The 12,916-nt window shown below is 70.6% G+C and carries 11 protein-coding genes; 8 read left to right on the top strand and 3 right to left on the bottom strand.

The genetic code is table 11. The features are described from left to right. Window positions 1-10 precede the first annotated feature (10 nt). Window positions 11-1,486: a carboxyl transferase domain-containing protein gene (locus tag LX14_RS02355; protein WP_253645678.1), complete on the top strand. Its 1,476-nt coding sequence runs from the start codon at window positions 11-13 to the stop codon at window positions 1,484-1,486. Between the two features lie 64 nt (window positions 1,487-1,550). Here the strand turns inward: LX14_RS02355 and LX14_RS02350 are convergent, their stop codons facing one another. Then, complete coding sequence (locus tag LX14_RS02350) at window positions 1,551-2,126, bottom strand: LGFP repeat-containing protein (RefSeq protein WP_253645677.1); 576 nt, start codon at window positions 2,124-2,126, stop codon at window positions 1,551-1,553. A 167-nt stretch (window positions 2,127-2,293) separates the two neighbouring features. Here LX14_RS02350 and LX14_RS02345 point away from each other — a divergent pair, with 167 nt between their 5' ends. Together LX14_RS02345 and LX14_RS02340 are read left to right on the top strand one after the other, a co-directional pair. Continuing rightward, window positions 2,294-4,027: an ABC transporter ATP-binding protein gene (locus LX14_RS02345; protein WP_253645676.1), complete on the top strand. Its 1,734-nt coding sequence runs from the start codon at window positions 2,294-2,296 to the stop codon at window positions 4,025-4,027. Next, the gene (locus LX14_RS02340; RefSeq protein WP_253645675.1) at window positions 4,024-5,970 is read left to right on the top strand and encodes an ABC transporter ATP-binding protein; all 1,947 of its coding nucleotides are present in this window, start codon (window positions 4,024-4,026) and stop codon (window positions 5,968-5,970) included. The genes LX14_RS02345 and LX14_RS02340 overlap by 4 nt, the downstream gene beginning before the upstream one ends. Before the next feature lie 34 nt (window positions 5,971-6,004). On the opposite strand, the gene LX14_RS02335 is transcribed toward LX14_RS02340, so the two are convergent. Beyond that, window positions 6,005-7,585: a YncE family protein gene (locus tag LX14_RS02335; protein ID WP_253645674.1), complete on the bottom strand. Its 1,581-nt coding sequence runs from the start codon at window positions 7,583-7,585 to the stop codon at window positions 6,005-6,007. Window positions 7,586-7,813: 228 nt separating this feature from the next. Between LX14_RS02335 and LX14_RS02330 the strand changes: the two genes are divergently transcribed. Together LX14_RS02330 and LX14_RS02325 are read left to right on the top strand one after the other, a co-directional pair. Continuing rightward, the gene (locus LX14_RS02330; protein WP_253645673.1) at window positions 7,814-8,683 is read left to right on the top strand and encodes a ParA family protein; all 870 of its coding nucleotides are present in this window, start codon (window positions 7,814-7,816) and stop codon (window positions 8,681-8,683) included. Between the two features lie 198 nt (window positions 8,684-8,881). Further along, window positions 8,882-9,865 (top strand): NAD-dependent epimerase/dehydratase family protein, encoded by a 984-nt coding sequence (locus LX14_RS02325; RefSeq protein ID WP_253645672.1) that lies wholly within the window; start codon window positions 8,882-8,884, stop codon window positions 9,863-9,865. A 46-nt stretch (window positions 9,866-9,911) separates the two neighbouring features. Here LX14_RS02325 and LX14_RS02320 read toward each other — a convergent pair whose 3' ends face one another. Further along, window positions 9,912-10,328, bottom strand: coding sequence for a nitroreductase/quinone reductase family protein (locus LX14_RS02320; RefSeq protein WP_253645671.1), 417 nt, complete (start codon window positions 10,326-10,328; stop codon window positions 9,912-9,914). A 155-nt stretch (window positions 10,329-10,483) separates the two neighbouring features. Here LX14_RS02320 and LX14_RS02315 point away from each other — a divergent pair, with 155 nt between their 5' ends. The 3 genes from LX14_RS02315 (at window position 10,484) to LX14_RS02305 (ending at window position 12,907) form a co-directional block, all read left to right on the top strand. Then, complete coding sequence (locus tag LX14_RS02315) at window positions 10,484-10,702, top strand: hypothetical protein (protein ID WP_253645670.1); 219 nt, start codon at window positions 10,484-10,486, stop codon at window positions 10,700-10,702. Between the two features lie 112 nt (window positions 10,703-10,814). Next, window positions 10,815-12,095, top strand: a complete 1,281-nt coding sequence (locus LX14_RS02310) for a uracil-xanthine permease family protein (protein ID WP_253647855.1) — start codon at window positions 10,815-10,817, stop codon at window positions 12,093-12,095. Further along, window positions 12,092-12,907 (top strand): thioesterase family protein, encoded by an 816-nt coding sequence (locus LX14_RS02305; protein ID WP_253645669.1) that lies wholly within the window; start codon window positions 12,092-12,094, stop codon window positions 12,905-12,907. The genes LX14_RS02310 and LX14_RS02305 overlap by 4 nt, the downstream gene beginning before the upstream one ends. Window positions 12,908-12,916 lie beyond the last annotated feature (9 nt).

The raw sequence follows: 12,916 nt of genomic DNA, 5'->3' as shown, positions 1-12,916 counted from the left end.
TGATGGGGGTGTGAACCGACGCACCGCCCGTGAGGTGATCGACGCTCTTGCCGACGAGGGGAGCGTCGAGAGCTGGGACACCCCCATCGTGGACCTGCCGCCGGAGCAGTCGTACGCCGACGAGCTCCGGCGGGCACGCGAGACGACGGGTGTCGACGAGTCGGTGCTCACCGCCTGCGTGCGCATCCGCGGACATCGAGTGGCCGTGGTCGTCAGCGAGTTCGGTTTCCTGGCCGGTTCGATCGGCCGTGACGCCGGCGCGCGGATGGCCGCGGCCATTCGTCGTGCCACCGCCGAACGCCTGCCCGTCGTCGCGCTGCCGGCGTCGGGCGGCACCCGGATGCAGGAGGGCACACCGGCGTTCCTGCAGATGGTGCCGGTCACGGCCGCGGTCGTCGCCCACAAGGCCGCCCACCTGCCGTACCTGGTCCACCTCCGTCACCCGACCACCGGCGGTGTCTTCGCCTCGTGGGCGTCACTGGGGCACGTCACGCTGGCCGAGCCGAACGCGCTCGTGGGATTCCTCGGTCCGCGTGTGTACGAGGGCCTGTACGGCGAGGCATTCCCCGACGGGGTGCAACGTGCCGAGAACCTCCGGGCGCACGGACTCGCCGACCTCGTGCTCGACGTCGACGGGCTCGCGACCGTCGTCGACGCGGTGCTGCGGATCGTCGGAGCCCGCCCCGCCGCCGTCGACGCCCTCGCTGCACCCGCGTCCGTACCGCTGCAGTCCGGGAGCGCGTGGGACGTGGTCACCGCCTCGCGTCGCGGTGACCGTCCGGGTGTCCGAGAGGTGCTGTCGCGCATCGCCTCCGACGTCGTCGACCTCAGCGGCACGGGCGAAGGCGAGAGCGATCACGGGCTGCTGGTGGCACTGGTCCGTCTCGACGACACCGGCGTCGTGATCGTCGGCCAGGACCGGCGCCTGCAGCGCCCGGGCTCGCGCCTCGGCCCCGCCGCGTTGCGTGTGGCACGGCGGGGGATGCAGATCGCCGCCGATCTCCGACTACCGCTGGTGACGGTCGTCGACACCCCCGGCGCCGATCTGTCCGTCGAGGCGGAGGAGGGCGGCCTCGCCGGCGAGATCGCCCGCTGCCTTGCCGATCTCATCTCGCTGCCCGTGCCGACGGTGTCAATGCTCCTCGGTGAGGGCGCCGGGGGCGCCGCCCTGGCTCTGCTCCCGGCCGACCGGGTGATCGCCGCGTCGGGTGCGTGGCTCGCACCGCTGCCGCCGGAAGGTGCGAGCCTCATCGTGTTCCGCGACACCGACCACGCCGACGTGCTCGCCGAGCGTCAGGGCATCCGCGCCCACGCGCTCGCCGCGCGCGGGATCGTCGACCATGTGGTCGACGAGGGGGACCCCGCCCGGGATCCCGCGGGGTTCGCCCGCGCGATCGGAGCCGCGATCACCGGGGCCGTCGCGGCGGTGTCGTCGGTGCCGGTGGCCGACCTCGTCGCCACCCGCGGCGACCGCCTGCCACCCTGAACCGCCCAGTCGACGTCTCCAACCGCCCACTCGACGTCTGCAACCGCCCAGTCGACGGGTGCGGTCACGGCCAGAAGAGCGTGCCGCCCTGGAAGTCCTGCGCGTACCGGTTGCCGACGCGGTACTCGTCGCTCTGCGGCAGGCCGAAGAACCCGCGTGAACCGCCCTGTGACGCCCAGCGACCGAGGATCCCGCCCCACACCGGGTGGGCACCACCCGACGACGACCAGTAGAGGTTGCCGCCCTGGAAGTCCTGTCGCTTGCCGCGGCCGGGGACGTCGAGTTCGTCGGTGACGGGGTAGCCCAACGCCTTCCGCTCGAAGCCGAGCGCACCCCACTTGCCGCGGATCGCCCCGCCGACGTAGTGCGCGCGACCGTTGTCGATCGAGGCCTTCCAGTAGAACGACACGTTCTTCTCGAAGACCTGGAAACGACCGTTCTGGTAGGCGGCGCGCTCACCGGTGATGGGGTTGCCCCATGTGCCGACGCCGCCGGTGGCGTCGAACGCCTCCCCGATGCGGCCACCGACGGTGAACTCGCCGTAGGCGGTGTCGGCGGTCGCTGGGGCGACCGCGCCCAGGGTGGCCGCGGTGAGGACGGCCAGCCCGATGCCGATGATGCGTGCGCGGAACGTGATCATGCCGACAATGGTCACACCCTCGTGCCGGTGACGTGGCCCTACCCCGCGGAACCTGCCCGACGGTCGTTGTCCCGGCGAAAAATCGACGGGCGGCGGTCGGAGGGCGTTGGTACCGTTCCCGAGGTGCTCACCCCGCCTCCGCACCCGCCCGTCTGCCGGTCGGGCCGATGCTGATACGCCTGCTGCGGCAGTACCTCGCGCCGTATCGCCGTGAGATCGGGGCGGTCGTGGTCGCGCAGGTCATCGCCACCGTCGCGATGCTCTACCTGCCGACGCTCAACGCCGACATCATTGACGAGGGTGTCGCCCGCGGTGACACCGACCTCATCCTCCACCTCGGCATGTGGATGCTGCTGTTCTCCGTCGTGCAGGTGGTCGGCAGCATCGCGTCGAGCTGGTTCGGGGCCCGCGCCGCGCTCGGTGCCGGACGGGACATGCGCACCGACCTGATGCGCCGGGTCGGGTCGTTCTCGACCCGTGAGGTCGGCACGTTCGGCGCACCCTCGCTCATCACCCGCACCACCAACGACGTCCAGCAGGTGCAGCTCCTCGGCGTGATGGCCGCGACCATCCTGGTGACCGCCCCGATCATGTGCATCGGCGGCGTCGTCATGGGTGTGCGGGTGGGCAGCTCGCTGGCGTGGGTGCTCGTGGTCGCGGTCCCGCTGCTCGGCGGGGCGATGGCGCTCATCATCGGCCGGATGATCCCGCAGTTCCGGGTTATGCAGACCCGCATCGACGCGGTCAACCGTGTTCTGCGGGAACAGATCACCGGTATCCGGGTGGTGCGGGCGTTCGTCCGGGAGGACCACGAACGCACCCGCTTCGGTGTCGCCAACGACGACCTCACCACCGCGTCGTTGCGCGTCGGGCGCCTCGTCGCCCTCATGTTCCCGACGGTCCTGCTCATCACCAACGTCACCATGGTCGCGATCGTCTGGGTCGGCGGGTACCGCATCTCCGCGGGCGCCGTGGAGGTCGGTGCCCTCACCGCGATGATCAGCTACGTCATGCAGATCCTCATGGCCGTGATGATGGCGTCGTTCCTGGCCATGATGGCGCCGCGCGCGTCGGTGTGTGCCGAGCGCATCGGCGAGGTCCTGAGCACCGACAGTTCCGTCGTCCCCACGACCACCCCCGTCGGCTTCGCCGGTGACCCCGGTGTCGTCGAGTTCCGCGACGCGCAGTTCCGCCACCCCGGCGCCGACGAACCCGTCCTCTGCGACATCACCCTGACCGCGCGTCCCGGCACCACCACCGCGATCGTCGGGTCGACCGGCGCGGGCAAGACCACCCTGCTCTCCCTCATCCCCCGCCTGATCGACGCCACCGAGGGCAGCGTGTCCGTCGGCGGCACCGACGTGCGTGACCTCGACCTCGAGCTGCTGCGGGGCGCGATCGGCGTCGTACCGCAGAAGCCCTACCTGTTCTCCGGCACCATCCGCTCGAACCTCCTCTACGGCCGGGCCGACGCCACCGACGAGGAGATCTGGGATGCGCTGCGGATCGCCCAGGCCGAGGACTTCGTCCGCGACATGCCCGACGGCCTCGACACCGCGGTGTCGCAGGGCGGGACGACGGTCTCCGGCGGGCAGCGACAGCGTCTCGCGATCGCCCGCGCGGTGATCCGTCGTCCGTCGATCCTGCTCTTCGACGACTCGTTCTCCGCCCTGGACCTCGCCACCGACGCCCGTCTGCGGGCCGCGCTGCGCCCCGGCACCCGGGAGGCCTGCGTGATCGTCGTGGCGCAGCGGGTCTCCACCATCGTCGAGGCCGACCAGATCGTCGTGCTGGAGCACGGCCGGACCGTGGGCATCGGGACCCACGACGAGTTGCTGCGTTCCTGTTCGACCTACGCCGAGATCGTCGACTCCCAGATGGCAGTGCAGGGCGCCCGATGACCCGCCCCGGTGCTGGTCCCCCGGCGGGCGGCATGCCCGGGGAGAAGGCGCGCTCGTTCCGACCGTCGGTGCGCCGACTGCTCGGCCGGCTCGCCCGGCGCCGCACGTCACTGATCGTGGTGGTGCTCTGCACCGTCGGCTCGGTGGTGCTCACCGCCATCTCGCCGCGCATCCTCGGCCACGCCACCGACATCATCTTCGCGGGCGTGATCGGCCGTCAGCTGCCCGCGGGGATCAGCAAGGAGCAGGCCGTCGAGGGTCTACGGCAGAAGGGCGACGGGACCTTCGCCGATCTCGTCGCCGCCACCGATCTCACCCCGGGCGCCGGCGTCGACTTCACCGCGCTGGGACGCACCCTCACGCTCGTTCTCGCGCTCTACGTCGTGTCGGCGATCCTCGCGTGGGCGATGGGTCTGCTGCTCAACATCACCGTGCAGGAGACGGTGCGCGAACTGCGTGCCGAGGTGGAGGAGAAGATCCACCGCCTGCCGCTGCGCTACTTCGACTCCACCCCGCGCGGTGAGCTGCTCTCCCGCGTCACCAACGACATCGACAACCTCGCGCAGTCGATGCAGCAGACCATCACCCAGCTCCTCAACTCGGTGCTCACCGTCATCGCCGTGCTGATCGTCATGGTCGTCATCTCACCGCTGCTGTCGTTGATCGCCGTCGCGACGGTCCCGCTCGCCGTGGTCGCGACGGCACTCGTCGCCAAGCGGTCCAAGCCGCACTTCCTGGCCCAGTGGAAGAACACCGGCGCGCTCAACGCGCAGGTGGAGGAGGCGTTCACCGGGCACGAGGTGATCGCGCTGTTCGGCCGCGGTCAGGAGGTGCAGGACCGCTTCGACGAGCGCAACGCTGTCCTCTACTCGGCGAGCTGGAAGGCCCAGTTCATCTCCGGGATCATCATGCCGACCATCATGTTCCTGGGGAACCTGAACTACGTGGCCATCGCCGTCGTCGGTGGCCTGCGCGTGGCGTCGGGCACGTTGAGCCTCGGTGAGGTGCAGGCGTTCATCCAGTACTCCCGGCAGTTCACGCAGCCGCTCACGCAGATCGGCTCGATGTTCAACCTCATGCAGAGCGGTGTCGCGTCGGCGGAGCGCATCTTCGACATCCTCGACGAGGACGTCGAGACCCCTGATCCGCTCGACGCCGCGACCCCCGCCGACGACGGCCGCGGGCGGGTCGCGTTCACCGACGTCGACTTCCGCTACCGCGACGACCGACCGCTCATCACCGCGCTGTCGCTGGCCGCGCAACCGGGCAACATGGTCGCGATCGTCGGACCCACCGGGGCGGGCAAGACGACCGTCGTCAACCTGCTCATGCGCTTCTACGACATCGACTCCGGCGCCATCGAGCTCGACGGCGTCGAGACGCGATCGATGACACGCGCCGATCTGCGCTCGCGCACCGGCATGGTGCTGCAGGACTCGTGGCTGTTCGGCGGGACCATCTGGGACAACATCGCCTATGGCGACCCGACGGCCGATCGCGACGCCGTGCTCGCGGCGGCCCGTGCGGGTCACGTCGACCGGCTCGTCGCGACCCTGCCCGATGGCTACGACACCGTCATCGACGAGGAGGGCGGGGGCGTCAGCGCCGGGGAGAAGCAGTTGATCACCATCGCTCGGGCGTTCCTGGCCCAGCCGCGGCTGCTCATCCTCGACGAGGCCACCAGCTCGGTGGACACCCGCACCGAGCTGCTCATCCAGAAGGCGATGGTCGCGCTCCGGGTCGATCGCACGAGTTTCGTGATCGCCCACCGTCTCTCGACGGTCCGTGACGCCGACCTGATCCTGGTGATGGAGGCCGGTTGCATCGTGGAGCAGGGCAGCCACGACGAACTCCTCGAGGCCCGGGGGGCCTACCACCGTCTCTACACCAGCCAGTTCACCGGTCCGCTCGACGACGTCGACCCGGTGTCGGTGACGTCCTAGCCCACGGTGACGTCCTGGCCCGCGGCGGCGGCGTTCAGCAGGTGCCGGGAAGTCCGGTGATCACCGGGATGATCGCTGCGACGGGTGCGTGACGGCCGTCCTCGACGCTGACGGTGAAGGAGTCGCCGTCGACGAGAGGTCGCGACGGCACGTAGACGAACGCACCGTCCTCGGTGACCTCGACGGTGCCGTGCGCCGGTGCCGCGGTGAGGGTGAACCGGCAGGGCGTCCTGTCGTCGGCCACGATCGAGCCGCACAACGCACCGCCGACGACGCTCACGCCGGCGGACGAGGTGACGTAGGCGCGCCCGTCGGTGCCGATCGCGACGTCGCGGGCGAACTCCCCGGTCTCCACCGACGACACGACGGCGCCGGTCTCGGTGTCGACCAGGCGCACGCAGTCGTCGAAAGCCCCGCAGACGTAGACCCAGCGACCGTCGGTGCTCACGGCGACGCCGGTGTGGAACGACTCCAGCGGGGTCGCCGCGACCGAGGTCATGGTGGCGACGTCCACGGTCATCAGCGAACGCGTGCCGTCCTCGACGAGGTGCGCGCGGGTGCCGTCGGCGGTGAGAGCCACATCGAAGACGAAGCCGTCGGCGCGGAACACGCCCGCCCGGTGCGGGTCGGCCAGCGGCGACCGCACCCGGTGCAGTCGGGCGTCGGTCCCGGACTCGTCGAGGACGACGGCGGTGCGGCCGTCGGCGGTCACGCGGACCGTCCGGGGGAGGCCGCAGCCCGCGGTGACCGCGAGGACGTCATGCGTGACGACGCTGACAGCGACGAGGTCGCCGCCGACCGTCGCGATCAGGACGGCACGCCCCGGCACGACGGCGATCGCCCGCGGCCGGTCGACGCCGATCGCGTCGACGACCTCGAACGTGCGCATGTCGACGATCTCGACGAGGTCGAGGGCCGTCAGCGTCACGTACAGCCGGCCGGTCGAGTGGTCGTGGGCGAGGTCGGTCGGGCGGCCGATGAGCGACAGCGACCCGAGCACCGTCATCGTCCCGGTGTCGATCGCGGTCAGCGACGACGCCGTGCTGCTCAGGGTGTAGAGCACCGCACCATCTGCCGACAGTGCGACGCCCCGGGGATGCTCGTCGACGGTGACGGTCGTCGAACCGATGGCGTTCGCGGTGTACGCGAGGGGCCAGGGACAGGACGCCGACGTGACCACGGCGGCCACGGCGACCGCGGACCGCCGGTCGCGGTCGTCGTCGACGACGGCACGGAACACGTCGACGACGGGTCGCCCGGGGCGGACGCGGGTGCGCTCGACCGACCACGGGAGGTAGGTGAACTCGCCGCCGTCACTGACCGTGACGGTGCCGCGGTGGGGGACCGAGGTGACGGTGAGCGTGGTCCCGTCGTCGGTGCCGGTCGTGATCCGGCCGCGGACGCCACCGATGGCGGGCACACGACGAGCGACCGGGACCGCATCGCGCTGGCGACGGCGCGCGCTCCACCGGGCACGCGGAACCGGGCCCGCAGTGGGGACGGGGATCGCGTCCGGCGCGCTGACCAGGGAGAACGACGTCGTCAGGGGAGCGGGGGCCGTCACGGCCGCCGCGGAGGGGTTCAGGCCCCCGAAGGCCATCACCTCGTTGTGCATCGAACGCGCCCTCCCAGCAGGATCGTCAGGTGAGCGATACGTGCCGTTCATCTGTCAGGAGCAATGAGAACACACAATCCGCGCAGTCGGGTGATAGCGGGCACAAATACGATCGAACCTCCTAACGCGTTGTCGCGGTGACGCATTGACGATGGGGAACACGTGCGCCAAAGTAACGGATTCGTGGTTCACGGCAGCGGATTCGGGCGGGCGCCCTAGGCTTCTGACGTGCCCGCCGTCATCGCGACGCTGAACCTCAAAGGCGGGGTCGGGAAGACGACCGTCACCGCCGGCCTCGGCGAGTTCCTCGCGGGCGAGTTCGGTCGGCGTGTGCTCCTGGTGGACCTCGACAGCCAGATGAACCTCACCGCCATGATGATCGGCGCCGACCGGTGGACCGAGCTGAACGATCGCGGCGCAACCCTGGCGACCCTCTTCGCCGACGTCGTCGACGGCACCGAGAACTTCCGACTGTCCGAGGCGCTGCAGCGTGACGTCTCCTCCGTCGACGGCGTCGACACCGTCGACCTGCTGCCGTCGTCGCTGGACCTGGTCGAGATCACCGAGGAACTCAGCGCGCTGCGGGTCCGCCGGGACGACACCCTGGCAGCGGTCGGGACCCTCGCGGACGCGCTGCGGCCCGTGCTCGACGACTACGACGTCGTCCTGCTCGACTGCCCGCCGTCGATGGGTCCGCTCACGCTGAACGGGCTCGCGATGGCCGACGGGTACCTCGTGCCCACCATCCCGGACGTGCTGTCCACCTACGGGATCGGACAGGTGCAGAAGCAGATCATGCGCTTCGCCGAGGAGATCGGCCGTCCCATCGTCGAACTCGGTGTGGTGGTGAGCAAGTACCGCGCCGCCGCCACCCTGCACCGCGACACCGTGCTGCGCCTGCGCCGCGATCCGACCATCGCCCATGTCCTCCCCGGGTACATCGGTGAGGCCAACGCCGTCGCCGCCGCGGCGCACCACGACCGGTATCCGAGCCTGCGGGCCCGCTACGGCGGGCGTGGGCAGTTCGAGCAGTTCCGGGAACTGGCGCGCACGGTGCTGACCGAGGCCGAGCGCAAACTCGTCCGGCGCGACGTCTGATCGCTTTCTCGACCGTCCGGACCGGTGCTCCCGCAACGGTTTCGACCGATGTCCGATCGGCGCGTCCCGACCGGTGCGGGATGTGCACCGTGCGAGGGTGATACGCGATCGTGGCGGTTTCGTGTCGCGGAAAGTGCCGGAGCCGTGACCGATCGCATGCGACCATCTGCACATGACGGCGAACGCGAGGAGTGCTCTGTGGGTGTGACGGTCGCGATCACGGGGCCCACCGGTGAGATCGGGATCTCGGCGGTGACGGCCCTCGAGGCCGACGACCGGGTCGACAAGATCATCGGGATGGCGCGACGGCCCTTCGACCCGACGGACCACGGGTGGACCAAGACGGAGTACCGACAGGGCGACATCCTCGACCGCGAGGCCGTCGACCGGCTCGTCGTCGACGCCGACGTCGTCGTGCACCTGGCGTTCATCGTGATCGGTTCCCGTGAGGAGGCCGCGCGGGTCAACCTGGCCGGCACCACCACCGTCTTCGAGGCGACCATCGCGGCGGAACGACCCACCCGCATGGTCTACACGTCGTCGGTCGCCGCGTACGGCTATCACGACGACAACCCGCTGCCGCTGACCGAGGACACGCCGATCCGGGGATCGGCCGAGCACTACTACTCGGCGCAGAAGGCGGAGTGCGAGCTCGCCATCGCCGACCTCGTCGAGGGTGTGGATCTCGAGGTCTTCACGCTGCGGCCCTGCATCGTGGCGGGGCCGAAGTCCCCGGCGCTGGCCGAGTCGATGCCGTGGAACATGCTCCCGGGACTGGCGAAGTCGCTGCTCAACGCGGTGCCCGGCCTACGGATGCCGTTTCCCGACCACGGCGTGCCCGTGCAGTTGGTGCACCACGACGACGTCGCCGCGGCCATCGCGATCTGCGCCGTCGCCGACGCCCCACCGGGTGCCTACAACATCGCCGGCGACGGCACGGTCAGTCTCGGCGAGATCGTCGAGTCACTGGGCGGCCAACCCGTCCCGTTCCCCGCGGTCGGGGTGCGGGCGGCCGCCGAGGTCGTCAAGCGGATGCCGTTCCTGCCCTCGTTCGCCGAGTGGATCCACATCGGCCGGACATCGGTGGTGATGGACACCAGCCGTGCCCGGGAGAAGCTCGGGTGGAACCCCCAGCACAGCGCCCGCGAGACGCTCGACGAACTGGCGGCCTCCCGCAAGTGACGTCGTCGCCCCGGCCGTCACCGAACGGGCCGGGGCGATCGGGGTGTCAGGGTGCGAGGCGGAAGATCGGGAAGCGCCGGCCCTCCGCGGTCTTCTCGTACTCCCGGAAGCCGGGTGACGCCTCGGTGAACCGGGCCCACGTGGCCGCCCAGTCGTCGTCGGCGACCTCGGTCACGGTGACCGACACGGTGTCGATCCCGTCCTGGCCCGGCTTCTCGACGTCGATCTGGGGATGCGCACGCAGGTTGTGCACCCACGCGGGGTGCTTCGGTGATCCGGCCGCCGATCCGACGACCAGCCACGCGGCGTCGTCGGGAAGGGCGAAGAGCGGGATCTCCCGGACCTGGCCGGACTTGGCGCCGATGGTGTGCAGGATCAGCAGGTTGTCGCCGAACCCGGCGGTCTCGACGTGCCCACCGTTCGCCCGGAACTCGGAGATGATCTGCGCGTTGAAGTCACTCATGCGTCCATCGTGCTGTGTCGGGGGTCGTCACGGGTGACGTTCACCCGGCCGACATGCCGACGACGTCGAACCAGGGTATTCACATGTTCGAATTATTGATCCGCGATCGCGTCTTTCGTACGGTTGTGCGCGGGGGCCGATGGCAGGAGCAGGTCATGGCATACGGCGAACGTCCGTCTCGGACCACCGCGACCGTCGGGGCCACACACGTCCCGGTCGCATCGCCTCCCGCACCGCCACCGACGACCCCGGCCCCGTCCCGCATGTCTCGCCTGGGGGCGTTCCTCGCCCTGCGCCGCAGCGACGTCGACGTGTTCCCCTCCGACGACGAGATGACGGCGGCACTGGTGACGCCGCTCGGGCGCGCCTGCTGACGTCCCCACCACCCGCGACCGTCGGGTGTCCGTCAGACTGACCCGCATGTCGCAGAGCCCGGCCTCACCGACCCCCACCGCAGATCCGCCCGAGCAGCCGCCCATCGGCGCCATGTTCCGGTGGCGGCGCGTCGACGCAGCCCACCTCGCCGACGGCGGCGTGATCGCCCCCGCCGACCGGTTGAGCTGGCCCCGGACCGTCGGCATCGGCCTGCAGCACATCGTCGCCATGTTCGGGGCGACGTTCCTGGTGCCGGTCCTCACCGGGTTCCCGCCCGCGACGACGCTGCTCTTCTCGGGCATCGGCACGATCCTGTTCCTGCTGATCACCCGCAACCGGCTCCCCAGCTATCTCGGGTCGAGCTTCGCGATCATCGCGCCGGTGACCGCCGCGTCGGCGTCCCACGGCCAGAGTTCGGCACTCGGCGGGATCGTCGCGGTCGGCGTGCTGCTCGCGGTGATCGGTCTGATCGTCCAGCGCGCGGGCACCGGGTGGATCGAGGCGCTGATGCCACCGATCGTCACCGGCACCATCGTCGCGATCATCGGTCTCAACCTCGCCCCGACGGCGAAGACGAACTTCACCAAGGACGCCGTCACCGCGACGATCGTCCTGGTCCTCCTGGTGGCGGTGCTCGTGTTCTTCCGGGGGCTGTTCGGACGCCTGGCCATCGTCGTCTGCGTGGTCGTCGGCTACCTGATCGCCCTCGCCCGCGGAAAGGTCGAGACCGACGCGATCGGCGCGGCGTCGTGGGTGGGCCTGCCGGACTTCACCGCGCCGTCCTTCCACCTGTCGGTGCTGCCGCTGTTCATCCCGGTGGTCCTCGTCCTCGTCGTCGAGAACATCGGCCACGTCCGATCGATCACGACGATGACCGGTGTCGACCACGACCACCAGATCGGCAGGGCCCTCACCGCCGACGGCATCGCCACCCTGCTCGCCGGGTCCGGTGGCGGGTCGGCGACGACCACCTACGCCGAGAACATCGGCGTCATGGCGGCGACCCGCGTCTACTCGACCGCCGCGTACTGGGTGGCCGGTGTCGGGGCCGTCCTGCTCGGGCTGTCGCCCAAGGTGGGCGCGGTGATCGCCTCGATCCCGGCGGGGGTGCTGGGCGGCGTCACCACCGCGCTCTACGGCCTCGTCGCCGTTCTCGGCGTCAACATCTGGGTGTCGGCCCGGGTCGACTTCTCCCGCCCGATCAACCAGTTCACCGCGGCCATCCCGTTGGTCATCGGCATCGCCGACTTCTCCTGGACGATCGGTGATCTCGCCTTCGGCGGCATCGCCCTGGGCGCGGTCGCCGCCCTCGCGATCTACCACGCGATGCGCATCGTCGGCGGGTGGCGGGGGACGGTGGTCGAGCCCCCGCGTGAGAACGTGACACGATGACGCACTTCTTCGACGTCGACCACACCGACGACGGGCCGCGTTACCGCGCGACCGAGATCTCGCTCAGCGGCTGGGGCCCCGATCATGTGGCGGGTCCGGCCGTGACGGGGCTGCTGGCGCAGGTCCTCGACGACGATCAGGGCGTCGACGGCTTCACGCCGGGCCGCATCACCGTCGAGCTGCTGCGTCCGTTCCGCACCGGTCCGACGACCGTCCGCACCGAGGTCGTCCGGACGGGTCGCCGGATCATCGTCTGCCACGCCGAGGCCGTGCAGGGCGACCGCGTCGTCGCGATCGCCACCGCGGTGCAGTACCGCCGCACGCAGAACGCGTACGGCGAGCGGTGGCGACCCGACCTGGAGATCCCGGCACCGCCGTCGTTCGACGCCGCGCCGTCCGAGCGTGTGGCCTGGTACCACTCCGACTCCGCGGGCTGGACCGCCGACCTCGCCGATCACCGCAACGCCGACCGGTTCTCGGCGTGGTGGCGTCCGCCGCAGGTGACCGCCGGCCGGGAACCCGGCCCCTACGCGCGGGTGGCGATGGTCGCCGAGTGGACGAGCCTGGTGACCAACGTCGGCACCAACTGGGTGCCGTACATCAACGGCGATCTGACCATCGCGCTCACCCGCCTGCCCGAGAGCGAGTGGGTCGGTGTGCAGGCGATGTCGCACACCGACGCCGACGGGATCGCCGTCGGGACCTCGACCCTCGCCGACGAGCACGGCGTCATCGGGTCCGGGATGATCACCGCGATCGCCAACGAGCACCCGGACATGGCGAAGTCCTCGGTGCCGTCGGACCGGGGCTAGCTCCCCGGT

Source organism: Williamsia deligens, assembly GCF_024171765.1.
Lineage (GTDB): Bacteria > Actinomycetota > Actinomycetes > Mycobacteriales > Mycobacteriaceae > Williamsia_A > Williamsia_A deligens.
The sequence above is the reverse complement of the archived record's forward strand: the minus strand, read 5'-3'. Positions and strand labels throughout refer to the sequence as shown.

What these genes read in the sequence shown, in the direction of transcription:
- LX14_RS02310 (WP_253647855.1), top strand. Translation starts at nt 10,815, where the DNA reads ATGTTCCGGTGGCGGCGCGTCGACGCAGCCCACCTCGCCGACGGCGGC.
- LX14_RS02305 (WP_253645669.1), top strand. Translation starts at nt 12,092, where the DNA reads ATGACGCACTTCTTCGACGTCGACCACACCGACGACGGGCCGCGTTAC.
- LX14_RS02340 (WP_253645675.1), top strand. Translation starts at nt 4,024, where the DNA reads ATGACCCGCCCCGGTGCTGGTCCCCCGGCGGGCGGCATGCCCGGGGAG.
- LX14_RS02345 (WP_253645676.1), top strand. Translation starts at nt 2,294, where the DNA reads ATGCTGATACGCCTGCTGCGGCAGTACCTCGCGCCGTATCGCCGTGAG.
- LX14_RS02315 (WP_253645670.1), top strand. Translation starts at nt 10,484, where the DNA reads ATGGCATACGGCGAACGTCCGTCTCGGACCACCGCGACCGTCGGGGCC.
- LX14_RS02320 (WP_253645671.1), bottom strand. Translation starts at nt 10,328, where the DNA reads ATGAGTGACTTCAACGCGCAGATCATCTCCGAGTTCCGGGCGAACGGT.
- LX14_RS02350 (WP_253645677.1), bottom strand. Translation starts at nt 2,126, where the DNA reads ATGATCACGTTCCGCGCACGCATCATCGGCATCGGGCTGGCCGTCCTC.
- LX14_RS02335 (WP_253645674.1), bottom strand. Translation starts at nt 7,585, where the DNA reads ATGCACAACGAGGTGATGGCCTTCGGGGGCCTGAACCCCTCCGCGGCG.